Source organism: Frateuria sp. GZRe12 (genome assembly GCF_051900535.1).
In the GTDB taxonomy this organism is placed as follows: domain Bacteria; phylum Pseudomonadota; class Gammaproteobacteria; order Xanthomonadales; family Rhodanobacteraceae; genus Frateuria_A.
In genome coordinates this window covers 256415-280899 of record NZ_JBHZGI010000003.1, presented here as the reverse complement: position 1 = coordinate 280899, position 24485 = coordinate 256415, and the positions used below count along the sequence as shown (strand labels likewise).

The window sequence follows — 24485 nt, the reverse complement described above, 5'->3', positions numbered from 1 at the left end:
CCCTGGCGCCGACCGACCCCACGCCGGGTCTTGCGGATTGTCGCGGGCGGGATTGGAGGCATGGCGCGGAGTATCGGCTGGGGGCCGTGAATCGCCCCTCAAACGGACTGAAGGGTTGTTCAGCCCGGCAGCGCGGCCAGGCGCGCGGCCAGTATGTCCAGCCGCACATCCGCACCGCCGCCGGGCGACACGCGTTCGGCAAGGCTGCGCTCCGGCGTGCGCCCCTCGCCCGCGGTCGCTGCGGCGGCCGCCGCGGCACGGTAGGCGTCGCGGAACGGTACGCCGGCCGCAGCCTGCTCGATGGCCACGTCGGTGGCGTACATCGCCGGCTCGATCGCCGCGCGCATGGCCGGCTCGTTCCAGCGCATGCGCTCGACCAGGTCGGGCACCAGTTCCAGCGCAGCCAGGCCGTGGGCCATTCCGTGGAAGATCGAGCCCTTGGAAAACTGAAGGTCGCGCTGGTACCCGCTCGGCAGGGACAGCAACTGTTCGATCTCGCAACGCGCCGCGGCCACGGTGGCGTAGCTGGCGCGCAGCAGCTCGACCACGTCCGGGTTGCGCTTGTTGGGCATGATCGAGCTGCCGGTGGTGTACTCCGGCGGCAGGCCGACGAAACCGAATTCGGCGGTGGTGAACAACGACAGGTCCCAGGCCAGGCGGCGCAGGTCCAGCAACGCGCTGGCCATCGCCTCGAGCGCGGCCAGCTCGAATTTGCCGCGCGAAAGCTGGGCGTAGATCGGCGATACCTGCATGCGCGAGAAGCCAAGCGCCGCGGTGGTGTGTTCGCGATCGAGCGGCAGGTTTACGCCGTAGCCGGCGGCCGTGCCCAGCGGGTTGGCGTCGATCCAGGCGAGTGTCTGGCGGGCGCGTTGCGTGTTGTCGATGAAGGCTTCCGCGAAACCGGCGAACCACATGGCGGTGGAAGACACCACGGCGCGCTGGAGGTGCGTGTAGCCCGGCAGCGGCAGCGCCGGTTGCGCGGCGCGCTCGAGACACACGCCCGCGATGGTGCGGCAGTGCGTGGCAAGCGCATCGAGCTTTTCCTTCAGCCACAAACGCGTGGCGACCAGGATCTGGTCGTTGCGGCTGCGTCCGGTGTGCACGCGCCGGCCGGCATCGCCCAGCCGCTCGGTGAGCCGCGCCTCGATCGCCGAATGGCCGTCCTCGTAGCGCTCGTCCAGGACGAAGTTGCCCGAACGGAAGTCCCCGGCCAGCGCGTCGAGCTCGTGCGCGAGGGCCGCGGCCTCATCGGCACTGACCACGCCGATGCGCGCGAGGCCTTCCACGTGCGCCTTGCTGGCGGTGACGTCTTGCAGGAAGAACGCCCGATCCAGCAGCACGTCGTTGCCGGCGAGGAACCGCATGATCCTGGCGTCGGTCTCGACGCCGGCTTTCTGCCACAGGAGATCGCTCATGGCTGGTCGTCCGGATGCAAGGGTGAAAGGGATTGGCGAAGGAAGGCGATGGCGGCGTCGGGCGCCAGTTCGCGCCGCTCGCCGCTGGCCCGGTGCTTGATTTCGACCGTGCCGCTGTCCAGCCCGCGCGGTCCGACAAGCACTTGCCAGGGCAAGCCGATCAGGTCCATGCGGGCGAACTTCGCGCCGGGCCGTTCGTCGGCGTCGTCGAGCAACACGCTCAGTCCGGCGGACTGCAAGCCGGCGTACAGCGATTCGCATGCCGCGTCGACCCGCGCATCGCCATGCTTGAGATGCAACAACCCCACCTGGAACGGCGCGACACCGTTCGGCCAGACGATGCCATGGTCGTCATGGCTGGCCTCGATGATCGCCCCGAGCAGCCGCGACACGCCCACGCCATAGCAGCCACCGTGGATCGGCCGCTCGATGCCGTCGGTTCCACGCACCATGGCCTTCATCGGCACCGAGTATTTGGTGCCGAAGTAGAAGATCTGGCCAACCTCGATGCCGCGTGCGAGCAGCTGCCGTTCCGCCGGTACCTCGTGCTCGAAGCGCCCGGCGTCGTGCACGTCCTCGGTGGCCGCGTACGGCGCCGTCCACGCGTCGACCAGCGGCGTGAGATCGCCGCCGTAATCGACATCCGCGCCAGGCACGGGCAGATCCAGCACTCCACGATCGCAAAACACCGCCGACTCGCCGGTCTGCGCCAGCACCAGGAACTCGTGCGAAAGGTCGCCGCCGATCGGGCCGGTTTCCGCACGCATGGGTATCGCCTTGACGCCCATGCGGTCGAACATGCGCAGGTAGGCCACGAACATGCGTTGGTAGGAACGGCGTGCGGCGGCTTCGTCCAGGTCGAACGAATAGGCGTCCTTCATCAGGAATTCGCGACCGCGCATCACGCCGAACCGCGGCCGCTGCTCGTCGCGGAACTTCCACTGGAACTGGTAGAGATTGAGCGGCAGGCTGCGCCAGGAGCTGACGTAGCTGCGGAAGATCTCCGTGATCATTTCCTCGTTGGTCGGCCCGTACAGCAGCTCGCGTTCGTGGCGATCACGAAGGCGCAGCATCTCCGGCCCGTAGGCGTCGTAGCGGCCGCTCTCGCGCCACAGGTCGGCGAGTTGCAACGTGGGCATCAGCAGCTCCACCGCTCCGGCGCGGTCCATTTCCTCGCGCACGATGCGCTCGATGTTCTTCAAAACGCGCAGGCCCAGCGGCAGCCAGGCGTAGATGCCGGCCGCCTCCTGCCGGATCAGGCCGGCGCGCAGCATCAGCCGGTGCGAGGCGATCTGAGCCTCGGCGGGATTTTCCTTGAGCGTGGGTAGCAGGTAGCGGGTCAGGCGCATGGCGGTTTCTCGGCAGCGGACGGAAGGGCGAAGGTGATGCAGCTTCGCCTCACGGTCGTTCCGCTTGTGCTACCGGGATGCCCGTCAGTTCGCTCTGTCCCAGCGCGCGGTTGATGTTCTGCATGGCCTGGGTGGCGGCACCCTTGAGCAGGTTGTCGAGCGTGGCGACGACGACCACGCGGCGTCCGTCCGGGCCCATCGCAAAGCCGCCGATCTCCGCGTGGTGCCTTCCGGCGATGCGGCTGACCCACGGCGCCTCGTCCATCACGCGCACCAGCGGCTCGTCCCCGTAGGCGTGACGGAAACGCGCCATCACGTCCTCACGCTTCATCGCGCGGGCGAGGTAGAGATTGCAGGTGACGGTCAGGCCGCGGAAGTGCGGCGCGACATGCGGCATGAACTCCACCGGCACGCCCAGGTGCGCGGAGGTTTCGCGTTCGTGCATGTGGCCGGTCAGCGAGTACGGCATCAGGTTGTCGCGCAGCTTTTCCGGATCGTTCTTGTCCGAGGGCGTGGTGCCCGCACCGGAGTAGCCAGAGACGCCGAAGCACACCGGCGGCGCGGCGAGCAGGTCTTTCAGCGGGGCGACTGCCAGCTGGATCGCGGTGGCGTAGCAGCCAGGGTTGCTGATGCGCCGCTGCCCGCGCCAGCGGTCGCGCGTCAGTTCGGGCAGGCCGTAATACCAGCGTTCGTCGAAGCGGTAGTCGGCCGACAGGTCCACGATCAGCGGATCGGCACCCGCCTTGTCGAAGGCTTCCACGCAGGCGGCCGCCTTGCCGTTGGGCAGGGCCAGGATCACCACGTCGGCGCCCAGCGCGGGCAGGTCTTCGTGCGCGGGGGCGCTGTAGCGCAGTTCGCCGGCGTACTCGGGCACGTGGGCGTCCACGCGCTGGCCGTCCAGCTCGCGCGAGGAGACATAGGCCAGCTCCAGCGCGGGATGGCGGGCGATCAGGCGGATCAGCTCCGCGCCGGTGTGGCCGCGTGCGCCGACGATCCCTACGGTTTTCCGTTCCATATCTGCCGGCCTCATGCTGCGTTGTCCTTCAAGGGGGCCGGATCGACCAGCGTCGGCTGCCGCTGCGCGCAATGCGCCACGCAACGCTCGATCAGGCGGAAATCGTCGATGCCGTACCAGTACACCTTCCAGCGCGGCTGCTTGAGCGAGCCGTCGCATTCGGCGTCGTAGAACGGATTGACGTTGTTGCCGTGGCGGGAACGCCAGAACAGCCGGGGGTTAGCCTCGCGCATCACCAGCCATACGGCGCGCCCCAGGCCCTCGCCCTGCGCGTCGTCCAGCACGGCGAACTTGTCGAGGTAGGCCATGCCCTCCTCCCGCGTCAGGATCATCGCCGCGCGGTAATTCTCGCTGACGTAGACGCGCCAGGGCCGCGTGCGCTCGAAGTAGTCCGGCACCAGCGCGCGACCGAAGCTCGATTCGATCAGAGCGCGCAGGCGCGCCTGGTCCACGCCCTCCCACGAATCGAAGGTCAGCACCTTCTCGCCGCGGCGCACCAGCGTGCCCGAGCCCTTGTGGGTGAACAGCTCCTTGGCCAGTTCGGCCGGCCGCGTGATCGACACCGACGAGGTGAGCGGGAGGTCGGCCAGCAGGTCGGCGATCTGTTCGAGCTTGAGCCGCATGCCGCCATCGATCCATGGCTGTGCCATCAAGTGGTCGTACTCGGTGGAAAGGTTGATCGAGTCGATCACCTGCCCCTGGGCGTCGAGCAGGCCGCCGGTGCCGGTGAGGAACACGATCTTGTAGGGCTGCAGCACGCGCACCAGTTCATTGGCGGCAATGTCCGCGTTGATGTTGAGAAGCTGGCCCTCGGCGGTTTCGCCAAGGCTGGCGATCACCGGGATCGCGTTGGCGCGCAACGCCCCCTCGATCGGCGCGAGTTCGACGCCGGTGGTCCTGCCGACCATGCCCAGCGCCTCGCGGTCCAGGTAGTCGGACATGAAGACGCCCGACGCCACCGACACGGCGCGCGTGTCCATCGCATGCAGCGCGTCGACCAGGCGCAGGTTCTGCTGCTGGAACACGCGGCGCACCACGCCCATCGCCTGCGGCGTGGTTACGCGAAGGCCCCCCACCGTCTGCTTGGTGATGCCGGCGGCGGCCAGTTCCTGGTCCAGCTGCGGACCTGCGCCGTGCAGCACGATGGGCGTGAGGCCCACCTGCTGCAGGAAAGTCAGCGACGAGGCCAGCGCTGGCAGGTCGTCTCGCAGCACGGCGCCGCCGACCTTGACCACGGCGAAGCGCTTGGCGTCCACCTGCGAGAAGCGCTTGAGGTACTGCTGGATTTCCTTGGCGCTGCCCATGCTCTCGAGCAGGCGCACGATGGTCTTGCGCGTGTGCTTATGCGTTTCCACGGCTCACGATCCGGTAGAGGTTGTCTGCGTATTGCCGCAGTTGGTCGAGCGCGACCCATTCGTCCGCGCTGTGCGCCTGGGCGATGTCGCCCGGGCCGTAGACGAACGCGGTGTAACCGGCCGCGGAGAACAGTGCCGCTTCGGTCCAGAAATCCACCGCGTTGCCGACCGGGATCTCCAGTTCGTCCGCCAGGTCGCGCGCCACCAGCCGCCTCGCCTCCGCGCTGGCGGTATCGCCGGCCGGCAGCGAGCTGCCGCGGAAGGTTTCCTCGAAATGCACCGGCGGCACGTCTCCGACATTGCGGAAATGGTCGAGCAGCGCATCCGGATCCATGGTCGGCAATGGCCGGAAGCCGAAGCGCACCTCGGCCGCCGGCGCGATCACGTTCGCCTTGATGCCACCTTCCACGCGGCCGATGTTGAAGCGCAGGCCGGTCAGGCCGCCGAAGCGCTCATGCGATTGCGCGGCCACGAAGTCCAGCGCCGCCGCGCCCCAGCGCACGGCCTGGTGCAAGGCGCTGTCGGAAGGTTTCTGCTCGCCCGAGGCGTGGCCCGCCTGGCCGGCGAAGCGCATCAGCACCGACTGGATGCCTCGGTGCGCCAGCACCGCCTCGCCCCGTGTGGGCTCGGCCACGATCACGGCCTCGTAGGGAGTCCGCTCTGCCACCGTTGGAAAGGCGCGCAGGAAGCCGGCGATGCAGCGCGCGTCGTTGGCTTCTTCGTCGGTGGAGAACAGCAGCGCCAACGGGCCGTCGGTGGCCTGCGCCACCGCCAGCAGCACGGCCGCAGCGCCCTTGATGTCGCAGGCGCCGAGGCCGATGGCACGGTCCTCCTCGACACGCAGCACGTGCGGATCGGCGCTCCACGCAGGCGAGTCGGGCACCGTGTCCAGGTGCACGTTGAACAGCAGCCGCGGCTGGCCGCGCACGGCATGCAGGGTCACGGCGCCGGCGCCGTGATCGGTCAGCGTCACGTCGAAGCCGGACAGCTGTGCGCGCAGGTAATCGAACATCCCGCCCGTACCGATGGCCCGCGGCGGATTGCGCGTGTCGAAGGCGACCAGCGCGCGCAGGTGCTCCAGCGTGGCATCCAGCAGGGTGCGCATTACACGCCCCACGGAGGCAAAGTTCCTTTCCCTACGGGAGGGCGGAGAAGAGAGATGCGCATGATCCTCATGCCTTGGCGCTCCGGTTCACTTCCGCCCACAGCGTCGAGCTCATGCCGAACAGCTTGATGAAGCCCTCGGCCTCCTCCACGCCCCAGTCGGCCGACTGCGCGTAGGTGGCGCCCTTGGCGTTGAGGATGTGCGGCGACTCCAGCGCCACGGCATCGACCGTGCCGCCATGCGTCTGCAGCGTCACGACGCCGTTGACGGTGGCCTGGCTCGACGCCAGGAAGGCTTCCAGGTCGGTCTTCAACGGATCGTGGAAAAAGCCTTCATAGACCACTTCCACCCACTTGCGCGCCACGTCGGGCTTGAAGCGGTTCTGCTGCTTGGAAAGCACCGCCTCCTCCAGCGCACGATGCGCCGCGAGCAGCGCGAACAGGCCGGGCGCCTCGAACACGATGCGGCCCTTCAGGCCGATGGTCGTGTCGCCGGTGTACATGCCGCGACCGACACCGTAACGGGCGAACAGCGCGTTGAGCTTCGCCAGCAGTTGATGACCCGGCAGGCGCTCGCCGTCCAGGCTCACCGCTTCGCCGCGCTCGAAACCGACCTTCACCGCAAGCGGTTCGGACGGCCATTCGGCGCGCGGCTTGCACCAGCCACGCGCGCCCTCGCCCGGCGTCTGCCATTTGTCGATCTCGCCGCCGGACATGGTCACGCCCAGCAAATTCTCGTTGATGGTGTAGGCCTGCTGCTTGGCACGCACGCCGAAGCCGCGCTCCTCCAGGTATTTCTGCTCGTACGCACGAGTCTGGGTGTGCTGCTTCTGGATCTCGCGGATCGGCGCCACGATCCGGTAGTCGCCCAGCGCCTTCACCGCCAGGTCGAAACGCACCTGGTCGTTGCCCATGCCGGTGCAGCCGTGCGCAATGGCGTTGGTGCCGAGCTCCGCGCAGCGCTCGAGCGCCGCCTCCACGATCAGGTAGCGGTCGGAGACCAGCAGCGGGTACTGGCCCTGGTAGCCCTCGCCCGCCCACACGAACGGCTTGACGAAGCCGTTCCAGATCGCGGGGCCGCCGTCGACGGTGCGATGGCTGGCCACGCCCAGTTCCGCGACGCGGTGTTCGATGAAGGCGCGCTCCTCGTCATCAACGCCGCCGGTATCGGCAAACACGGTATGCACGTTCCAGCCCTGCTCCTTGAGGTAGGGCACGCAGAAGCTGGTGTCGAGGCCGCCGGAAAAGGCGAGGACGATGTCTTGCTGGTTCATGGGTTGTCTCGTTCGGATCGGTCGGTCAGGAAGCGAGCAGCGAAGCCATCACGGCCTTCTGCACGTGCAGGCGGTTTTCGGCTTCGTCGATGGCGATGCAGTAGGGCGCATCCATCACCGCATCGGTCGCCTTGACGTTGCGGCGCAGCGGCAGGCAGTGACTGAACAGGCCGTGGTCGGTCAGCGCCATCTTGGCCTCATCCACCATGAAGTGCCGGTGTGCCTCGCGAACGGGCTTTTCCTGTTCCCAGCGACCGAAGTACGGCAGCGCGCCCCAGCTCTTGGCGTAGACCACATGGGCGCCGCGGTAGGCTTCCTCGATGTCGTGGCTGATCTTCAGCGAGCCGCCGTTCTGCGCGGCGTTCTGCCGGCCGGCCTCCATGTAGCGTTCGTCGAGCACGTAGTCGGGCGTCGGGCACAGCAGGGTCACGTCCATGCCTAGCTTGGTGGCGATCAGCAGCGCCGAGTTGGCCACCGCGGTGTTGAGCGGCTTGGGATGATAGGTCCAGGTCAGGACGTACTTCTTGTTCTGCAGGTCACCCAGGTGTTCTTTCAGCGCCAGCGCATGCGCCAGCTCTTGGCAGGGATGGGTGATCGTCTCCATGTTGATCACCGGCACGGTGGCGTAGCGGGCGAACGCCTTGATGACGCGGTCCTCGCGGTCCACCGACCAGTCCTGGAACTTCGGGAAGGCGCGCACGGCGATCAGGTCGACGTAGCGGCTGAGCACGCGCGCGACTTCGGCGATGTGTTCTTCCGCCTCGCCGTCCATCACGGTGCCGACCTCGAACTCGATCGGCCACGCGTCCTTGCCCGGAGCAAGCACGATTGCGTGGCCGCCGAGTTGGAACGCGCCCAGCTCGAAGCTGGTGCGCGTGCGCATCGAAGGATTGAAGAACAACAGCGCAATGGACTTGCCGCCCAGTTGCTGGCCACGCGGCGAGCGCTTGAACGCTGCAGCCTGCTCCAGCAGGGTGTCTATCTCGGCGCGGCTGTAGTCCTGGGTAGTGAGGAAGTGTCGAACGGCCATGACGGGTGCCTCTTGTGAAGAGTGCGGCCGTGGATGGCCGCTTTTTTTCTTCTGCGCAGTTGGCCTGCGCACAAGCAACTCGGATCGGGGCGACCGCGGCGGGCTTCCTGAAAACAAAAAACCCGGCGCGGTGGCCGGGTTTGTTCGTCGTTGCGCCTGTTGCGCGTGCAGCGACAGCCTACCCGGCCGGATGTCGGACCAGCGGTCGGCGCGCACGCGACGTCATGCCAGCGGCCATACGGGCGCTGGTAAGCACGGTAGCGGTGTAGACGGCTGCGGACATGGTGCTTCCGGACAGGGAAGCCGGCATCATGCCGGCATTCGTGTGGCGGTGCAACAACTTTTTTTGGACGTCCATACAGACGGACGGCCAAAACGAAAGCCGCCGCCCGGAGGCGGCGGCTTCGTGATGGCAGGGGCTGTTTATTCGGCCGGGGCGACGCTCACGCGCACCCGCAGTCGTTCGCCGGGATCGTAGTTCAGTCGCGAGACGTAGACGTCGCCGTGGTACCGGTATTCGACGTCGTAACCCATCAGGCGGCGCTGCTCGCTGACCGAGCTGACTTGACGGCAGCGGGTCACCGTGTCGTCGTACTCCTGCTCGCCACGGCGGGCCACGCCGTGGCCGACCGCACCACCGGCCACCGCGCCGGCGACCGTGGCCGCCTTGCGGCCGTCGCCCTTGCCGACGGTGTTGCCGAGCACGCCGCCGATCACCGCGCCAAGCACGGTGCCCGCGGTGGTGTTGCCGCCTTCGCGACGCACGACGGGCTCGTCGTAGCACTCCTGCCGCGGCACTTCGCTACGGGCGACGCCGTATACCGGATCGACGCGCAATACGTCGGCCCAGCCGTAGTGGGTGTTCGCGTCGTCGCCTTCGGCATACCGCCCGTCCTGCGCTTGCACGGCGCCCGTGGCGAGAACGAGTGCGAGAACGGGGAGAAACATCTTGCTCATGGGACCTCCAGCATGGTCCGTAATGCGCTTCTGCGCGATTGTCATTGCAACAAATTCACGCTGAATCAACGCTTAGAGCAGTCTGTGGATGACCGGGGCCGCCGGGTTCGTTCAGCATCGGTGGGCTTCCGGCCATCCCGGGCACCCGCTTGCCCGCCCTCGCCCCCCGATCCGAAGGGAGAGGGAGCTGAAGGCTGGCTGCTAAGATGCGCGGCTTGACCGCGCCAGCGACACGTCCGATGCCGATCACGCTCTACAACAGCCTCACCCGCCACACCGATCCCTTCGTGCCGCTCGATCCGGACCGGGTGACGATGTACCTGTGCGGACCGACGGTCTACAACTACGTGCACATCGGCAACGCGCGCGGACCGGTGGTGTTCGACGTGCTGGTGCGGCTGCTGCGTCGGAACTACCCGCGCGTGGTCTACGCCCGCAACATCACCGACGTGGACGACAAGATCAACGCCGCGGCGCTGGCCCAGGGCACGCCCATCGGCACGATCACCGACCGCTTCACGGCCGCCTACCGCCAGGACATGGCCGCGCTGGGCATCGCTCCGCCGGACATCGAGCCCCATGCGACAGCACACATCGGCGAAATCATCGCGATGATCGAGGCGTTGATCGCCGGGGGCCATGCCTACGCGGCCGGCGGCCACGTGCTGTTCGACGTGGACACCTACGCGGCCTACGGGCAGCTTTCCGGCCGCGACACCGACGAGTTGATTGCCGGCGCGCGCGTGGAAATAGCGCCATACAAGAAGAACCCGGCAGATTTCGTGCTGTGGAAGCCATCCACCCCCGAGCTTCCCGGCTGGGACAGTCCCTGGGGTCGCGGCCGCCCGGGTTGGCACATCGAGTGCTCGGCCATGAGTGCGGCGCATCTGGGCACGACGATCGACATTCACGCCGGCGGCGTGGACCTCATGTTCCCGCACCACGAGAACGAAGTCGCGCAGTCCACCTGCGCCCACGGCGGCCAAGCGTTCGCGCGCTGGTGGCTGCACAACGGCATGCTTACTTTCGACGGGCGCAAGATGTCCAAGTCGCTGGGCAACGTGCTGTTGGTGCACGAGCTGCTCAAGCGTCATCCGCCTGAAGCGCTGCGCCTGTTGCTGCTGCGCGGTCACTACCGGCAGCCGCTGGACTGGTCCGATGCTGCGCTGGCGCAGGCGGTAAGCACGCTGGATGGCTGGTACCGGGTGCTGCGCGACCTGGCGCACGTGCCGGTGGAGGGCGAGTTGCCCGTTCCCGCGCGGGTGGAGGCCGCCCTGTGCGACGACCTCAACACCCCGCAGGCGCTCGCCGAGTTGGCGCTGCTTGCCGACGCCGCACGCCAGTCCGCCAGTGCCGGGGCCAAGGCCGCGCTGCTGGGTGGCGGTGCCCTGCTCGGCCTGCTGCAGGAGGATCCGGAAGCCTGGTTCAGGCGCGGGGACGACGCGGTCGACGCGTCCCGTATCGAAGCCCTGCTCGAAGATCGCCGCACTGCCCGCGCGGCGCGCGACTTTGTCCGCGCCGACGCCATCCGCGACGAACTGACCGCCATGGGCGTGGTGATCGAGGACGGCGCGCAGGGCACGCGCTGGAGCATCTCAAAAAGCTAGCCGCTCTTCGCACGAGTCCGCTTGCGGGCGATGCTTCGGCGTCCAACCGGGACAGGGCATCGCGCTCAAGCGAACTCCAGCAGGCGACCCTGCCTGTCGCGTCGCGCTGCGCGATAATGTCCGCATGAACACCACCACCCCCAGCGCCGCGCAGGCGCAGATGGACATCGCCGAGGAATTCGCCTTCTTCAGCGACTGGTCCGAGCGCTACCAGTATCTGATCGACCTGGGCAAACAGCTGCCGCCCTTCCCGGAGGAGTGCAAGACCGAGGAGCACCGAGTGCACGGCTGCCAGTCGATGGTGTGGCTCGTCCCCGAGGGCGACGCCGGGAAAATGCAGTTCACCGCAACCAGCGATTCGGCCATCGTGTCCGGATTGATCGCGCTGGTGCTGCGCGTGTACTCGGATCGGCCGGCCGCCGAGATCCTGGCGACCGAGCCCGAGTTCGTGCAGTCGATCGGCCTGGCCAAGCATCTCTCTCCGACGCGTTCCAACGGCCTGACGGCAATGCTGGCCAAGCTCAAGGGTTACGCGGCGCAAGCGCTGGCTGGAGACTCCCCGTAAAGCGCGTTCGCGCGACCGGATGCATGGCGGTCGCGCAGATGCGCTCCTACAAAGGATTCCGCCTGCCCGACCTGTCGACCATCTGCAGATACCCGCGAAACGACGATCGCGTCGACGGATAGCGGGGCTACTGGCTTGAGGCCGAGCTTCCCGTAGGAGCACGCCTTGGGCGCGCGACCGGGACGCCTGCGCTCGCGCACAGCTGCGCTCCTGTGGGAAATTCGGCCTGCCTGAAACACGAAGCCCCGCATTGCGCGGGGCTTCGTCCGATCGGATCGGTGACGTCAGTCGCCCATCTGCTTCTGCAGATGCTCGCGACGCTCCTGCGCGTCGAGCGACAGCGTGGCGATCGGGCGGGCGTCCAGGCGCTCCAGGCCGATTTCCTCGTCGGTCTCTTCGCAATAGCCGTAACGACCTTCCTCGATCCGGCGAAGCGCCTTGTCGATCTTGGAGATCAGCTTGCGATAGCGGTCGCGGGTACGCAGCTCGAGCGAGTTTTCCGTTTCGCGGGTGGCACGCTCGGCCTCGTCGCCGACGTCGCGCACTTCGTCGCGCAGGTTTTCCATCGTCTGGCGCGATTCCTCGACCAGCTGGTCGCGCCAGTCCCGCAACTTGTTGCGGAAGTAGGCGAGATGCTTGGGGCTCATGTACTCCTCGTCGTTCGAGGGACGGTAACCCTTGGGCAGGTCGATGTTGATGGTGGAAGGCAGGGCGTAACGGCCATCCTCGCGGGTCACGCCATTGTCGAGAGTTGTAGCGGAATTATTCATTGAGGACTGCGGGGTCTTCTGTTTCTTGAGTGGGGTATGGCGGGCGGTGGCCGTGGCCACGCGTGGGGTCACCATGGCGACGGCACTCGCCACTTTGCCCTTCATGGGCGCAACGGCGGGTGATGGAGATGTTTGCTTGGTCGCGACCGCCGGTGTCGCCGGTAGCACCGATGATGGCTTACCCGGTTTTGCGGCGGGCTTGCTCACGATCTTGTACGGCGGCTGCGCATTGGCCGGTTTCGCGACAGCTTTCTTGGCAGGCTTTGCCACCGGCCTGGTGGGTGCCGCTTTCTTCGGGGCCGCCTTGACCGCCGGCTTCGCCATCTTCTTCGGCGTGGCCTTCGGCTGCGGCTTGACGGGCTTTTTGGCCGCGACCTTCGGGGCCGGCTTGGCCTTGACGGCAGGCGTGGCCTTCTTCACCGCCGGAGCCGGCTTGCGAGCGGCGCTCTTGGCAGCTGTCTTGGCGGCAGGCGCCTTCCTGGCCGGAGTCTTCTTTGCCACGGCCTTGCTGGCCGGCTTGGCCGCCGGTTTCGCGGCTGCCTTGCCGGCGACCGGCTTGCGCGCAACGGGCTCCTTCGCCGACGCCGGTTTGGCGGCCGGCTTGCGGGCGGGCGCGGCCTTCCTGGCGGTGGCAGCGCTCTTGCCGGCCCGGGCTGCGGCGACCTTGGGCTTGGTCGTCCTGGCTTCTTTCGCCTTTCCCGCAGTCTTCCCTTTCTGCGCCTTGGCGGCGGTCGAACTACGCGTCGTTTTCGCCATTTCCCTTCACCGTTTTGGCCGTGGCGGCCGGGTGTTATAGCCCATGCGTCTTACACCATCAACAGGCATCTGGAATACTTCAAGGCACTACATGCCGCGAGCCGTTCTGGCTGCGTGAACGAAGTGACCCGATTCCTGCTCCTCCTGCTTGGCGCCTACAAACGCTTGTTGAGCCCCCTGCTGGGTCAGCGTTGCCGCTTCCACCCCAGTTGTTCCGATTATGCACGGATTGCCATCGTGCGCTTCGGTCCGCTGCGTGGCAGCGTGCTGGCGCTGTGGCGAATCGTTCGCTGCCAGCCCTTGTGCGATGGCGGCGAAGACCCGGTTCCCGCACATTTCCATTTGACGCGCTGCCGTTCCCACGGGGAACGCTGATGTAACGAATGGCCGGGCGGTGCGGGGAGCGTCGTCCGGATGTGGCGGATTAGGGCAACCGGCGCGCAAAGGGCCCGCTGTTCTTTTCCCGAACGCGGGAAAGGAATCGATTACGCGGCGGAGCCGTAGCCGCCGGGCACGCCCTTGCTGGCGTAGGCCACCGCGTCGTGGGGGTGCAGGCTTTCCTGGTGTTCCAGCCGCACGTGGAAATCGGCGATGCGCGGGTCGGCATCCAACGCCTTCTGGATGCGCCTCGCAGCGTCCTCGCAAAACATCAGGTTGCCGCCGTTGGCCAGCGCGAAGGCCTGCTCGTCCTCGCGCTTGACCGCCGTCTGCACCGGCGTGCCCAGCGCCTGTTCGACGCGATCGAGCGTGGAGATCAGGTCGAAGCCGACACCGTCGGCCAGGCGCACCAGCAGCCGCGCGACGCTACGCTGAGCATGCGGCGTGGCGACGATGCCCTGTTCGCTGCCCAGCCATGCCATGACCGCCGCATGGTCGACCGGCCTGGAGGCATCGAAATCGCGCGAGAACTGTTCCTGGATGAGCTGCCGCGACAACGCGGCGGATGCCGGGCAGGTGGAGGAATAGACCACCTCGGTGCCGAGTTCGAGCTGGAAACCGTCGGCGCCCAGGCTCGCCTCGATCGACACCGGGTAGGCGCGCCAGCCGCTGTTGCCGCTGCGCAAGGCCTGCCGGCGCACCAGATGGTCGAAGCGGATGCTGATGCGGGCGCGGTCGGAAAGATCCCTGTGGGATTCGAGGAACGCCTGCAGCAGTGCTTCGATCATCGCCGCGTCCAGCGGCTTGGCGCTGAGGTGCCGGTCGACCAGCAGGTAGAGCCGCGACATGTGGATGCCACGCTTGTCCGGCCGGGTCAGGTTGACGAACGCGCCCACCTGCGCACTGGCGCGCTCCACATTGCCGTCGCCGGCATCGAAGCGCACCGGCACCTCGATACCGTCCATGCCCACCCAGTCCAGCGCCCCGGCCAGGTGCGGCTGTGCCTGGACAGCGACGTCGGGCAACAGGCGGGCGGTGTTTTCGTGGCTGTGCATGGGATGTCCTTGCGGCAGGCGGGGGCCGTGCGGCTTTCTATTTTGGGGCAGCGCGCGCGGGGGCAACAGGCATGCTGCGGAAACACTGTGTTGAGTGCCCGGCCACTTCCACCCGGTTTGGTCAAGCGGCATTCCCGCGGCGCCAGCGCCGCGCGGCCTGCCAGGCCGCCAGGGTCGTCGCCAGGCCGCCGGGCGGACCCGCGTGCTGCAGGACCTGCAGCGGCTCGGCGGCGCCGGCCGCGCGCCGGGCCAGGCGTTCGCCCGCATGCGATTCGACGGCGCGGAACACGCTGAGTGGGCCGGCCAACAGCGCCGCCTCGCGCCAGGCGGTCATAAGCTCCTCCAGCTGATCGCGCACGGCCGCGTTGCGCGCTGGGCCCGCACGTCGCAGCTCGTCGCGGCGGAGGCCATGGCGGGCCAGCGACGTCATCGGCAGCGGCAGACGGTCGCGTTCGGCATCATCATCCAGCCGGCGCAGTGCGTGCAGCAGGTGAGCGATCGCGGCCACCCGCGCGGCGCGCTCGGGCGAAGCCGACTCGCCGAACCACCAGGCGGTCTCGAGCGCGGCCAGTGCGCCGTGCAATTGCGAGGCGGCCGCCAGCTGGGCGCTGAAGTCGGCCGCAGTGCCCTCTTCCAGTTGGGCCATGGCCGCCAGCACCGGCGCCAGCCAGCGCTCGCTGTCGATGCGGCTGGTGCGTTCGTCGTCGAACAGCACCTGGGTCAGTGGGTGACGGCCGCCGCTTTCCGCGGCCCCGGCCAGCTCCTCCGCCCACCAGTTGAGTTTGGTGGCGGCCACGTGCGGCTCGCGGATGCCGTAGGCGGCGGCAAGCAGTTCCTGCTCAAGCGCGGCAAGGGCGATGTGGCCGGCGTGGCGCGCGGGATCGACGAACGCGAGCGCCACGCGCTGCGCCGGCTGCGCGGCCAGCCACTTGTTTACATAGCTTTGCAGTGCATCGTGGCCTGCGTCCATCACGCCACCGCCTGGCCGCGGCGCAGCCAGTGGGCGAACTGGGCGGGCGTATCGAGCACGGCGTCGGCATCCCATTCGCGCGGATCGCCGCCGTCGAGGTAACCCCAGGCCACCGCGACGGTATACAAGCCGGCGGCCGCTCCGGCCATGACGTCGCGGCGGTCGTCGCCGACAAACAGGCTGCGGGCTGGATCGATGCCGGCGCGCTCGCAGGCCAGGCGCACGGGGGCCGGGTCGGGCTTTTTCACCGGCAGAGTGTCGCCGCTGACCACTGCCGCGGCGCGGCCGTCCCAGCCGATGCGCTTGAGCAGCTCTTCGGTGAGGAAGCCGGCCTTGTTGGTGACGATGCCCCAGCGCACGCCGGCCGCCTCCAGCTGGGCGAGCATGGGTTCGATGCCCTCGAACGGGTGCGTTGCCGTGCCCATGGCTTCTTCGTACAGCGCCAGGTAGCGCTCCACGCGCGCCTCCACCGCGGGCTCGCCCAGATGGCCGAAGGCGCAGCGCAACACCGCCTTGGCGCCCCGCGAAACCACCTCGCGCACCGGCGCATAGGGCGGCACCGGAACGCCCTCTTCCTCGCACTGTCGCTTCAATGCGGCGTAAAGATCGGGGGCGCTGTCGAGCAGCGTGCCGTCGAGATCGAACAGCACGCCCTCGAGCGTTGACGGGAACGACTTCATGCCGGCTTGCGCGCGCACAACAGGTAGTTGACCGAGGTGATGCGGCTCAACGATGCCTTGCGCGTGATCGGGTTGTAGGCCAGGCCGGATACATCTTCCAGCTCCAGCCCGGCATGGCGCAGCAGGCGGCCGAGCTCGGAGGGCTTCAGGAACTGTGCGTAGTGATGGGTGCCGCGCGGCAGCAGGCGCATCACGTACTCGGCGCCGAGGATCGCCGCGCCGAAGGCGGCCGGCGTGCGATTGAGCGTGGACATGAACAGGCGTGCGCCCGGCTTGAGCATCGCGGCCAGATCGGTCACCAGCGATTCCGGATCGGGTACGTGCTCGATCAGCTCCATGCAGCAGACCGCGTCGAAGCTGTCCGGTTCGCTGGCGGCCAGGGCTGCGGACGACTGCACGCGGTAGTCGACCTCCAGCTCCGACTCGAACAGGTGCAGCTTCGCCACCTCGATCACCTTCCCGCCGAGGTCGATGCCGGTCACCTGCGCGCCCTCGCGCGCCAGCGCCTCGCTGAGCAGGCCGCCGCCGCAACCAACGTCGGCCACCTTCGCGCCGCGCAGGTCCACGCGGGCGGCAACGTAGGCGGCGCGCACGGGATTGAGGTCATGCAGCGGGCGCGATTCGCCGTCCGGGTCCCACCAGCGCGCGGCCAGCTTGTCGAAGCGGGCGATCTCGTCGGGGCTGACGTTGGTGGTGGTGGTTTCGGTCATGGAAACAGTCCTTGCAAACGCGGGCTTTTCGAAGGAGCGGATGGCTAACCGGCCTGCCATTCGTACACCGTGACGTCCCAACCGCCGCTGACGTGGGTCGGGTCGCGATGGGCGATCGTGCGCGCCTCCTCCAAGCCTGCCGCGCGTAGCAGATAGGCGCCGCCGGACTTGTCGCCGAACGGGCCCGACCGCTCGACGCGATCCTCCGCGCGCAGTTCGTCCAGGAAACGCTGGTGCGCCGGCACCACCGCAGGGTCGAACTGCGGACGGCGCATGACCATGACGAGATAGAGATTCATGGGACTTCCTTACGAGAACGCGACAATGCGCTCGCGCCACGCGTGCGCCTTGGCCAGGATCGCCGCCGGGTCGAGGTCGACCAGCTCACGCGCTGCCAGCTTGCGGCGACCGGCGATCCACACGTCAGTCACCTGGTGCCGACCGGCCGCGTAGGCCAGTTGCGAGGCCACGTGGAACAGCGGTTGCGTCTCGATGTCGCTCAGCCGCACGGCGGCGAGGTCGGCCTGTTTGCCCGGCTCGATCGAGCCGATGCGGCTCTCCAGGCCCATCGCCCTGGCACCGTTGAGCGTAGCCGCGCGCAGCGCGAAGGCGGCGTCGAATGCCGCGGCATCCGAAGCGACGGCCTTGGCCAGGATTGCCGCGGTGCGCAGTTCGCCGATCATGTCCAGGTCGTTGTTGGAGGCGCAACCGTCAGTGCCGATCGCCACGTTGACGCCGGCCCGGCGCAGCTTCTCCGCCGGGCAGAAGCCGGAGGCCAGCTTGAGGTTGGACTCGGGGCAATGCACCACCGACACGCCGGCATCGGCACAGGCGGCGATTTCGCCATCCGTCACCTGGGTCATGTGCACCGCGATCAGGCGGTCGTTGACCAGGCCGAGCTTCTGCAGGCGCTGGAACGGACGCAGGCCGGATTTCTTCTTCTCTTCCTCGACTTCGTGGGCCGTCTCGTGCAGGTGCAGGTGGACCGGGATGTCGAGCTGGTCGGCCAGCACGCGGATGCGCTCGAAACTCTCGTCGGACACGGTGTAGGGCGCGTGCGGCGCGAATGCGGTGCCGACCAGGCCGTCGCCGCGGAAGCTGTCGTGCACCTCACCCGCGCGCTCGAAGTATTCGTCCTGGCTCTTGGCCCAGGTGGTCGGGAACTCGATCACCGGCAGGCCGACCACGGCGCGGAAGCCGAGCCGCCGGTACGTCGCGCCGATCACGTCGGGGAAGAAGTAGTTCTCGTTGGCGCAGGTGGTGCCGCCGCGCAACATCTCCGCCACCGCCAGTTCCACGCCGTCGCGCACGAACTCCGGCCCGATCACCTTCGCTTCTGCCGGCCAGATGTGCTGCTGCAGCCAGGTCATCAGCGGCAGATCGTCGGCCAGGCCGCGCAGCAGCGTCATCGGGTTGTGCGTGTGGCTGTTGACCAGGCCGGGGATCAGCGCGTGCTCGGGCAGCTCCGCCCGCTCCCGCGGCGCGTAGAGCCCGCGCGCCTGGGCGATCGGCATGATCGCCTTGATCTGGCCGCCGTCGATCGCCACCGCATGGTTTTCCAGCACCACGGCGTGCGGCTCCACGGGAACCACCCAGCGGGCTTCGATGAGCAGGTCGATCTCGGTGGTGGCTTCGGTCATCGCGGTCTCGTGTAGCGGTGGAACGAAAACGGCACGGCGCCTGCGCTGCCGTGCCGTCGGTTTGCTGCTGCCGGCGCTTACTTGCCGACGCGGCTGACGTATTCGCCGGTGCGGGTGTCGACCTTGATCACCTCGTCGGTGCCCACGAACAGCGGCACGCGCACCACGGCACCGGTCTCGAGCGTGGCCGGCTTGCCGCCGCCGCCGGAGGTGTCGCCACGGACGCCCGGGTCGGTCTCGGTGATCTTCAGCTCGACGAAGTTCGGCGGCTGCACGGTGATGATCTCGCCGTTGAACAGCGTGACCACGCACTCCTCCTCGCCCTTGAGCCACTTCGCCGCATCGCCCACGCCGGCCTTGGTGGCCTGGTGCTGCTCGAAGGTTTCCTGCTGCATGAAGTGCCAGAACTCGCCGTCGGAGTACAGGTACTGCATGTCGGTATCGTTGACGTCGGCCACTTCGAACGAATCGGACGACTTCATCGTCTGTTCGGTGGTGCGCCCGGTCTTCAGGTTGCGGATGAAGATGCGGGTGAACGCCTGGCCCTTGCCGGGCTTGATGAAGTCGGCGTCGGTGATGACCCACGGGTCGTTGTTGTGAAGGATCTTCATACCCTTCTTGACGTCGTTGAGACCGGCGGTCGCCATGCGCTTCTGCTCCAGAGGTAAACACCGCCGTTCCGGCGGCTAAGATAGGTATTTGCACGGGCCGCAGGCCCGCCTCAAGGCCCGCCATGATAACCGCAAGCCCCGCCGCCCGCCTATCGCCGACCGCGCCCGACTGGCGCGAGCTGTGGCGTGATGCCATCACCGACGCGGGCGAGCTGCTTGCCGCCGTAGGGCTCGCACACCTGAGCGATCGGCTGCCTCCGGCCGATGCCGGCTTCGCGCTGCGGGTGCCGCGGGGATTCGTGTCGCGCATGCGCCGGGGCGACCCCGGCGACCCCCTGCTGCTGCAGGTGTTGCCGCAGCTGGCCGAGCTCGAGCAGGTCCCCGGTTTCGTGGTCGACGCCGTGGGGGATCTGGCCGCACGGGAGGCGCAGGGCGTGCTGCACAAGTATCACGGTCGCGCCTTGCTGATCGCCAGCGGCAGCTGCGCGGTGAACTGCCGTTACTGCTTCCGCCGGCATTTCCCCTATGGCGAGGAGATCGCCGCTGCCGGGCAGTGGCGGCAAGCGCTGGCGCACCTTCAGGCCGACCCGTCGATCAGCGAACTGATCCTGTCCGGTGGCGACCCGCTCGCCTTGTCCACCTCCAAGCTGGAGGAACTCGGGCGCGGCCTGGCCGACCTGCCCCAGGTCACCCGCCTGCGCATCCATACGCGCCTGCCCGTGGTGCTGCCCGAGCGCATCGACGCCCCCTTCCTGGCGTGGCTGGGCGCCTTGCCGCTGCAGAAGGTCATCGTGCTGCACGCCAACCACGCCAACGAGTTCGACCCGACCGTGGACGCCGCCTGCGCCGCCCTGCGCCAGGCCGGCGCCACCCTGCTCAACCAGTCGGTACTGCTGCGCGGGATCAACGACGACGCGGGCACCCTGGCGATGCTGTCAGAGCGCCTGTTCGGCGCGGGTGTGCTTCCCTACTACCTGCATCAGCTTGACCGCGTGCAGGGCGCCGCCCACTTCGAGGTGGATGACGCGCGGGCCTTGGGCCTGGTCGAGGCGTTGCGCCAGCGCCTGCCCGGCTATCTGGTACCGCGGCTGGTACGCGAAGTCGCCGGGGACGCGTCCAAACGCCCGCTGTAACCGGATACGCCGCCAGATGAGGCGGGCGTTGCCTTTGTGCGACTTGCCGCTGGCGCTATGTGAGCGAATCCGTTACAAACCGGGGATGAGGGTGAGCGGCTGGAACCGCTCGCCCTTCCGGTCGCGGCGAGGGGCGCCAGCGACCCAGCCGATCCAGGGGAAGCCGCCAGGGCTCAATGAAAAAAGACTCCGTCATCAAGATCCTCTTCGTCGAGAAATCGGTCGAGGACGCCGAACAGATCATCAGCCTGTTGCGCAACGCGGGCATCGCGGTGCGTCCGGCCCGGGCGACCCAGACCGACCAGGTGCAGGCGGCGCTGGACGAGCTGGAGCCGGATATCGTGCTGTTCGACCCGGCCGCGGGCATGGAGCTGCGCGAGGTGGCCCATCTGCTCGACGCGCATGGCCGCGACGTCGCGCTGCTGGCGCTGGTCAACCAGCTCGACACCCAGAGCGTGGCCGAGATGTTCGCCGGCGGCGTGCGCGGAACCGCGCTGCGTACCCAGCCCAAGCAGCTGATCGCGGTACTGCAGCGCGAGTTCGAGGCATTGCATACGCGGCGCCAGGTGCGCTTGCTGGAGGCCGCGCTGCGCGAATCCGAGCGCCGCTGCGACGCCCTGCTCGACTCCTCCACCGATCCCATCGCCTACGTGCACGAAGGCATGCACGTTCGCGCCAACCGTGCCTATCTGGAAACCTTCGGCTACGAGGACTTCGACGACCTGCTCGGCCTGCCCGTGCTGGACATGATCGGCACGGCCGACGCCGAAGCCTTCAAGAATCTCCTGCGCGCCCACTCGCGCAAGGAGAAGGCACCCAACCAGGTCGAGCTGCAGGCCCGTCGCGCCGATGCCAGCACTTTCAAAGCCACGGTCGAATTCGCCGGCGCCACGTTCGAGGGCGAACCTTGCCTGCAGATCGTGTTCCGCCGCCAGCAGGTCGACCCGGCGCTGATCGAGCAATTGCAGCGCGATGCGGTGACCGGCCTGTTCAATCGAGCCCGCACGCTCGAGTACATCGACGAGTCGGTTGCCGCCGCGGCCAAGGGCAAGAAGGGCCAGACGCTGCTCCTGATCGAACCGGACAACTGGCAGACCATCGTGGCCGGCATCGGCCTGGGCCAGGCCGATGAGCTGCTCGCCGCGTTCGCGGGCCGCATCAGCGCCTTGCTGAGCGAGACCGACATGGCTGGCCTGCTGGCCGAGCACACCATCGGCGTGATGCTGGACTCGCGCAGCGACGAGGCGATCAAGCAATGGATCGACGGCGTGCTGCAGGCCGTTGCCAGCGACATCTTCGACGCGGGAACCCGCTCGATCACGGTCACCGCGAGCATCGGCGGCAGCCTGCTGGGCGAGAAGAACGCCAATGCCGAACTGCTGCTCAACCAGGCCAGCCAGGCGCTGCGCAACGCGCACAGCCAGGGCGGCGGGCGCAGCGAACTGCACGACCCGGCCGCACGCGAGAAGGCCGAGGAGGAGCGCGAGCGCTACTGGCTGCAGCTGCTCAAGCAGGCGCTGGAGCAGGACAACTTCGTGCTCTACCACCAGCACACGATCAGTTTGCAGGACGCCGAGGGCGAGTACTCCGAGGTGCTGCTGCGCATGAACGGGCCGCAGGGCGAGGTCCTGCCCGGCTTCTTCATGCCGATCGCCGAGAAGCATGCCCTGACGCCGGCGATCGATCGCTGGGTGCTCAACCGCGCCATCGAGATGCTAAAGGCTCGCGACGGCCAGGGCGTGCAGACAACGTTCTTCGTCAAGCTCACGGCGCAATCGATGCAGGACGCCACGTTCCTGCCCTGGCTGGAAGACCGGCTCAAGCGCGCTGCGCTGCGCCAGGGCCAGATCGTGCTGGAGATGACCGAGAGCAAGGTGGTGACGCTGCTGCGCCCGGCGCAGGAGTTCATCACCCGCTGGAAGAAGATGGGCGGGCGGTTCGCGCTGGAACAGTTCGGCTCGGGCCTGAACTCGTTCCAGCTGTTGACCCACATCGATGCGGACTACCTGAAGATCGACCGCACCTACATGAACCAGTTGCCGCAACATCCCGAGAACCAGAAGAAGATCGGGGAGATCTGCGTGCAGGCCCACGAGTCGAAGCGACTGACCGTGGCCGAGTGGGTCGAGGACGCGACCAGCACCTCGCTGCTGTTCGCCTGCGGCGTGGATTTCGTGCAGGGCAACTTCCTGCAGGAGCCGCAGCGGCTGATGTAGGCGGCCAGGTTGGCCGGTAGGGCGCGCCCTGTGCGACCGCGGGCCTGGCGGCCGCGCACCGGGTGCGCTCCGACAAGGGGACAAGCCTTCTGGCCGCGCAAAAACGAAAGCCCCGCGGATCGCTCCGCGGGGCTTTCTCGTAAAACAGCGAGTCGTCGCTTACTCGGCGGCAGCAGCGGCCTTCGCGGCAGCCTTGGCGGCCGACACGGCGGCGATGTCTTCCTTGATGCGGGCAGCCTTGCCTTCCAGGCCACGCAGGAAGTACAGCTTGGCGCCGCGCACCTTGCCCTTGCGCTTGACCTGCACCGAATCGATGGCCGGACTGTGCGCCTGGAACACGCGCTCCACGCCGGTGCCGTGCGAGATCTTGCGCACGGTGAAGGCCGAATGCAGGCCGCGGCTGCGCTTGGCGATGACGATGCCCTCGAAGGCCTGCACGCGTTCGCGGTTGCCTTCCTTCACCTTGACGTTGACCACCACGGTGTCGCCAGGGCCGAATTCCGGCAGCTGGCGGGTGATCTGCTCGGCTTCGAACTGTTCGATGATCTTGTTCATGGCAACACCTGATTGAAATTTGCAATTACTGCGGCTTGACGGCCGCTTCGTCGTGCCGTTGCTGCTCTTGCCGAGCATGCTCGCGGCGGAATTCTTCAAGCAATGCACGGGACGTCTTGTCCAGCGCGCATTGCGCCAAAAGGTCGGGCCTTCGCAGCCAGGTCCGTCCCAGCGACTGCTTCAGGCGCCAGCGGCGGATCGCCGCGTGGTCGCCGGAGAGCAGCACCTCCGGCACGTCACCCAGTGCGTCATGCACCGGCTTCGCGTAGTGAGGACAGTCGAGCAACCCGTTCGAGAACGAATCCTGCTCGGCGGATTGCGCGTCGTTCAACGCGCCCTCCTGCAACCGGCCGACCGCGTCGATGACCACCGCGGCGCCCAACTCGCCCCCGGACAGCACATAATCGCCGATGGAGAGCTCCTCGTCGACCTCGTGCGCCAGCAGGCGTTCGTCCACACCCTCGTAACGCCCGCAGAGCAAGGCGATGCGCGGCAATTTCGCCAGCGCTTCCACCCTGCCCTGCGTCAGCCGCGCTCCCTGCGGACTGAGGTAGATCACGTGCGCCGGTTCCGGCGCCGCCTCGCGCATGGCCTTCATGGCCGCCCGCAAGGGCTCGATCAGCATCACCATCCCGGGTCCGCCACCACAGGTGCGGCCGTCCACGGTGCGGTAGTTGTCGGTGGCGTAGTCGCGCGGGTTCCAGGTTTCCACCCGCAGCAACTGGCGTTGCTGCGCGCGTCCCACGACACCGATGGCGGCGCACTGGCGCATGAAGTCGGGAAACAGCGTGACGACATCGATGCGCATCGGATCCCTCGCCTTGCTAGAACTCCGGATCCCAGTCCACCACCATGCGCCCGCCGGAAAGATCCACCGAACGCACGTAAGTCCCCTGGACGAAGGGAATCAGCCGCTCGCGCGCGCCATCCCTTACCACCACCACGTCGTTGGCGCCGGTAGCGAACAGGTGAGTCACCCGTCCCAGCGCCACGCCTTCGGTGGTGACGACCTCCAGACCCTCGAGGTCGACCCAGTAATACTCATCCTTCGCCGGAGGCGGCAGCAGCTCGCGGGAGACGTGGATGTCCTGCCCCACCAGTGCCGTCGCGGCGTCGCGTTCATCCACGCCGGGCAGGTGGCAGATCAGCCCCTTGCCCTGCGGACGTCCCGTGATTCCGGCGACCTCCTTTACCTCGCCCGGCGCCGTTTCGAGCAGCCAGGGCTGGTACTTGAAGATCTGCGTGCGCGGCTCGGTCCAGGATTCGATCTTGAGCCAGCCTTGCACACCGTAGAGCCCGACGATGCGTCCGACCAGGACGCGCCGACTGGCTGCGGCCAC

General features: G+C 67.8%; 24 protein-coding genes. 5 read left to right on the top strand and 19 right to left on the bottom strand.

Features of this window, described 5'->3' with window-relative positions; all coding sequences use genetic code 11:
* Positions 1–119: 119 nt before the first annotated feature.
* The 8 genes from argH to ACFWZ4_RS09825 all read right to left on the bottom strand — a co-directional run bounded on the left by argH (position 120) and on the right by ACFWZ4_RS09825 (position 9499).
* Entirely contained in the window at positions 120–1415 is a 1296-nt protein-coding gene (gene argH / locus ACFWZ4_RS09860) for an argininosuccinate lyase (RefSeq protein ID WP_439704509.1), read from the bottom strand.
* Complete coding sequence (gene proS, locus ACFWZ4_RS09855) at positions 1412–2764, bottom strand: proline--tRNA ligase (protein ID WP_439704508.1); 1353 nt, start codon at positions 2762–2764, stop codon at positions 1412–1414. The genes argH and proS overlap by 4 nt, the downstream gene beginning before the upstream one ends.
* Before the next feature lie 49 nt (positions 2765–2813).
* Positions 2814–3794 carry an N-acetyl-gamma-glutamyl-phosphate reductase gene (gene argC, locus ACFWZ4_RS09850; RefSeq protein ID WP_439704507.1) on the bottom strand — a complete coding sequence of 327 codons (981 nt, stop codon included), beginning with the start codon at positions 3792–3794 and terminating at the stop codon, positions 2814–2816.
* The gene (locus tag ACFWZ4_RS09845) at positions 3791–5083 is read right to left on the bottom strand and encodes an acetylglutamate kinase (RefSeq protein WP_439704611.1); all 1293 of its coding nucleotides are present in this window, start codon (positions 5081–5083) and stop codon (positions 3791–3793) included. The genes argC and ACFWZ4_RS09845 overlap by 4 nt, the downstream gene beginning before the upstream one ends.
* A gap of 37 nt (positions 5084–5120) precedes the next feature.
* Positions 5121–6239, bottom strand: a complete 1119-nt coding sequence (locus tag ACFWZ4_RS09840) for an acetylornithine deacetylase (protein ID WP_439704506.1) — start codon at positions 6237–6239, stop codon at positions 5121–5123.
* Positions 6240–6306: 67 nt separating this feature from the next.
* A complete protein-coding gene (locus tag ACFWZ4_RS09835) occupies positions 6307–7512 on the bottom strand; it encodes an argininosuccinate synthase (RefSeq protein WP_439704505.1) in 1206 nt (401 codons plus the stop codon).
* A gap of 25 nt (positions 7513–7537) precedes the next feature.
* Positions 7538–8542 carry an N-acetylornithine carbamoyltransferase gene (locus ACFWZ4_RS09830; RefSeq protein WP_439704504.1) on the bottom strand — a complete coding sequence of 335 codons (1005 nt, stop codon included), beginning with the start codon at positions 8540–8542 and terminating at the stop codon, positions 7538–7540.
* 423 nt (positions 8543–8965) lie between these two features.
* Positions 8966–9499: a glycine zipper 2TM domain-containing protein gene (locus ACFWZ4_RS09825; RefSeq protein WP_439704503.1), complete on the bottom strand. Its 534-nt coding sequence runs from the start codon at positions 9497–9499 to the stop codon at positions 8966–8968.
* A gap of 239 nt (positions 9500–9738) precedes the next feature.
* On the opposite strand from ACFWZ4_RS09825, the gene cysS reads away from it, so the two are divergent.
* The gene (cysS, locus tag ACFWZ4_RS09820) at positions 9739–11106 is read left to right on the top strand and encodes a cysteine--tRNA ligase (protein WP_439704502.1); all 1368 of its coding nucleotides are present in this window, start codon (positions 9739–9741) and stop codon (positions 11104–11106) included.
* A 124-nt stretch (positions 11107–11230) separates the two neighbouring features.
* The gene (locus ACFWZ4_RS09815) at positions 11231–11671 is read left to right on the top strand and encodes a SufE family protein (protein WP_439704501.1); all 441 of its coding nucleotides are present in this window, start codon (positions 11231–11233) and stop codon (positions 11669–11671) included.
* A gap of 284 nt (positions 11672–11955) precedes the next feature.
* Here ACFWZ4_RS09815 and dksA read toward each other — a convergent pair whose 3' ends face one another.
* Positions 11956–13197: an RNA polymerase-binding protein DksA gene (gene dksA / locus ACFWZ4_RS09810; protein ID WP_439704500.1), complete on the bottom strand. Its 1242-nt coding sequence runs from the start codon at positions 13195–13197 to the stop codon at positions 11956–11958.
* Between the two features lie 123 nt (positions 13198–13320).
* On the opposite strand from dksA, the gene yidD reads away from it, so the two are divergent.
* The gene (yidD, locus tag ACFWZ4_RS09805) at positions 13321–13572 is read left to right on the top strand and encodes a membrane protein insertion efficiency factor YidD (protein ID WP_439704610.1); all 252 of its coding nucleotides are present in this window, start codon (positions 13321–13323) and stop codon (positions 13570–13572) included.
* A 110-nt stretch (positions 13573–13682) separates the two neighbouring features.
* On the opposite strand, the gene folE2 is transcribed toward yidD, so the two are convergent.
* The 7 genes from folE2 to efp form a co-directional block, all read right to left on the bottom strand.
* Entirely contained in the window at positions 13683–14630 is a 948-nt protein-coding gene (gene folE2, locus ACFWZ4_RS09800) for a GTP cyclohydrolase FolE2 (protein ID WP_439704499.1), read from the bottom strand.
* A 121-nt stretch (positions 14631–14751) separates the two neighbouring features.
* A complete protein-coding gene (locus ACFWZ4_RS09795; RefSeq protein WP_439704498.1) occupies positions 14752–15600 on the bottom strand; it encodes a squalene/phytoene synthase family protein in 849 nt (282 codons plus the stop codon).
* The gene (gph, locus tag ACFWZ4_RS09790) at positions 15600–16280 is read right to left on the bottom strand and encodes a phosphoglycolate phosphatase (protein ID WP_439704497.1); all 681 of its coding nucleotides are present in this window, start codon (positions 16278–16280) and stop codon (positions 15600–15602) included. Before gph ends, ACFWZ4_RS09795 begins: the two co-directional genes overlap by 1 nt.
* Positions 16277–16990 carry a bifunctional 2-polyprenyl-6-hydroxyphenol methylase/3-demethylubiquinol 3-O-methyltransferase UbiG gene (gene ubiG, locus ACFWZ4_RS09785; protein WP_439704496.1) on the bottom strand — a complete coding sequence of 238 codons (714 nt, stop codon included), beginning with the start codon at positions 16988–16990 and terminating at the stop codon, positions 16277–16279. Before ubiG ends, gph begins: the two co-directional genes overlap by 4 nt.
* 44 nt (positions 16991–17034) lie before the next feature.
* On the bottom strand, positions 17035–17289 hold the full coding sequence (locus tag ACFWZ4_RS09780) for a YciI family protein (protein WP_439704495.1): 255 nt from the start codon (positions 17287–17289) through the stop codon (positions 17035–17037).
* Positions 17290–17298: 9 nt separating this feature from the next.
* A complete protein-coding gene (locus ACFWZ4_RS09775) occupies positions 17299–18630 on the bottom strand; it encodes a TRZ/ATZ family hydrolase (protein WP_439704494.1) in 1332 nt (443 codons plus the stop codon).
* Between the two features lie 77 nt (positions 18631–18707).
* A complete protein-coding gene (gene efp / locus ACFWZ4_RS09770) occupies positions 18708–19277 on the bottom strand; it encodes an elongation factor P (protein WP_231324677.1) in 570 nt (189 codons plus the stop codon).
* A gap of 86 nt (positions 19278–19363) precedes the next feature.
* On the opposite strand from efp, the gene epmB reads away from it, so the two are divergent.
* Both epmB and ACFWZ4_RS09760 read left to right on the top strand, forming a co-directional pair.
* On the top strand, positions 19364–20374 hold the full coding sequence (gene epmB / locus ACFWZ4_RS09765) for an EF-P beta-lysylation protein EpmB (RefSeq protein WP_439704493.1): 1011 nt from the start codon (positions 19364–19366) through the stop codon (positions 20372–20374).
* Between the two features lie 176 nt (positions 20375–20550).
* Entirely contained in the window at positions 20551–22590 is a 2040-nt protein-coding gene (locus ACFWZ4_RS09760; RefSeq protein WP_439704492.1) for an EAL domain-containing protein, read from the top strand.
* 159 nt (positions 22591–22749) lie between these two features.
* On the opposite strand, the gene rplS is transcribed toward ACFWZ4_RS09760, so the two are convergent.
* Genes rplS through rimM form a run of 3 tightly spaced genes read right to left on the bottom strand, consistent with a single transcriptional unit; the run spans position 22750 to position 24485 of the window.
* Complete coding sequence (gene rplS / locus ACFWZ4_RS09755; protein ID WP_209621135.1) at positions 22750–23145, bottom strand: 50S ribosomal protein L19; 396 nt, start codon at positions 23143–23145, stop codon at positions 22750–22752.
* A gap of 25 nt (positions 23146–23170) precedes the next feature.
* Positions 23171–23953 (bottom strand): tRNA (guanosine(37)-N1)-methyltransferase TrmD, encoded by a 783-nt coding sequence (trmD, locus tag ACFWZ4_RS09750; RefSeq protein ID WP_439704491.1) that lies wholly within the window; start codon positions 23951–23953, stop codon positions 23171–23173.
* A gap of 16 nt (positions 23954–23969) precedes the next feature.
* Entirely contained in the window at positions 23970–24485 is a 516-nt protein-coding gene (rimM, locus tag ACFWZ4_RS09745) for a ribosome maturation factor RimM (protein WP_439704490.1), read from the bottom strand.

Bases quoted from the DNA above. Each gene is read 5' to 3' on its own strand.
- dksA (WP_439704500.1), bottom strand. From the start codon at position 13,197: ATGGCGAAAACGACGCGTAGTTCGACCGCCGCCAAGGCGCAGAAAGGG.
- argC (WP_439704507.1), bottom strand. From the start codon at position 3,794: ATGAGGCCGGCAGATATGGAACGGAAAACCGTAGGGATCGTCGGCGCA.
- ACFWZ4_RS09840 (WP_439704506.1), bottom strand. From the start codon at position 6,239: ATGCGCACCCTGCTGGATGCCACGCTGGAGCACCTGCGCGCGCTGGTC.
- folE2 (WP_439704499.1), bottom strand. From the start codon at position 14,630: ATGCACAGCCACGAAAACACCGCCCGCCTGTTGCCCGACGTCGCTGTC.
- proS (WP_439704508.1), bottom strand. From the start codon at position 2,764: ATGCGCCTGACCCGCTACCTGCTACCCACGCTCAAGGAAAATCCCGCC.
- trmD (WP_439704491.1), bottom strand. From the start codon at position 23,953: ATGCGCATCGATGTCGTCACGCTGTTTCCCGACTTCATGCGCCAGTGC.
- efp (WP_231324677.1), bottom strand. From the start codon at position 19,277: ATGGCGACCGCCGGTCTCAACGACGTCAAGAAGGGTATGAAGATCCTT.
- epmB (WP_439704493.1), top strand. From the start codon at position 19,364: ATGATAACCGCAAGCCCCGCCGCCCGCCTATCGCCGACCGCGCCCGAC.
- ACFWZ4_RS09835 (WP_439704505.1), bottom strand. From the start codon at position 7,512: ATGAACCAGCAAGACATCGTCCTCGCCTTTTCCGGCGGCCTCGACACC.
- ubiG (WP_439704496.1), bottom strand. From the start codon at position 16,990: ATGACCGAAACCACCACCACCAACGTCAGCCCCGACGAGATCGCCCGC.
- ACFWZ4_RS09815 (WP_439704501.1), top strand. From the start codon at position 11,231: ATGAACACCACCACCCCCAGCGCCGCGCAGGCGCAGATGGACATCGCC.
- ACFWZ4_RS09845 (WP_439704611.1), bottom strand. From the start codon at position 5,083: ATGGGCAGCGCCAAGGAAATCCAGCAGTACCTCAAGCGCTTCTCGCAG.
- cysS (WP_439704502.1), top strand. From the start codon at position 9,739: ATGCCGATCACGCTCTACAACAGCCTCACCCGCCACACCGATCCCTTC.
- rplS (WP_209621135.1), bottom strand. From the start codon at position 23,145: ATGAACAAGATCATCGAACAGTTCGAAGCCGAGCAGATCACCCGCCAG.
- ACFWZ4_RS09760 (WP_439704492.1), top strand. From the start codon at position 20,551: ATGAAAAAAGACTCCGTCATCAAGATCCTCTTCGTCGAGAAATCGGTC.
- argH (WP_439704509.1), bottom strand. From the start codon at position 1,415: ATGAGCGATCTCCTGTGGCAGAAAGCCGGCGTCGAGACCGACGCCAGG.
- ACFWZ4_RS09825 (WP_439704503.1), bottom strand. From the start codon at position 9,499: ATGAGCAAGATGTTTCTCCCCGTTCTCGCACTCGTTCTCGCCACGGGC.
- ACFWZ4_RS09830 (WP_439704504.1), bottom strand. From the start codon at position 8,542: ATGGCCGTTCGACACTTCCTCACTACCCAGGACTACAGCCGCGCCGAG.
- ACFWZ4_RS09795 (WP_439704498.1), bottom strand. From the start codon at position 15,600: ATGGACGCAGGCCACGATGCACTGCAAAGCTATGTAAACAAGTGGCTG.
- ACFWZ4_RS09780 (WP_439704495.1), bottom strand. From the start codon at position 17,289: ATGAATCTCTATCTCGTCATGGTCATGCGCCGTCCGCAGTTCGACCCT.
- ACFWZ4_RS09775 (WP_439704494.1), bottom strand. From the start codon at position 18,630: ATGACCGAAGCCACCACCGAGATCGACCTGCTCATCGAAGCCCGCTGG.
- gph (WP_439704497.1), bottom strand. From the start codon at position 16,280: ATGAAGTCGTTCCCGTCAACGCTCGAGGGCGTGCTGTTCGATCTCGAC.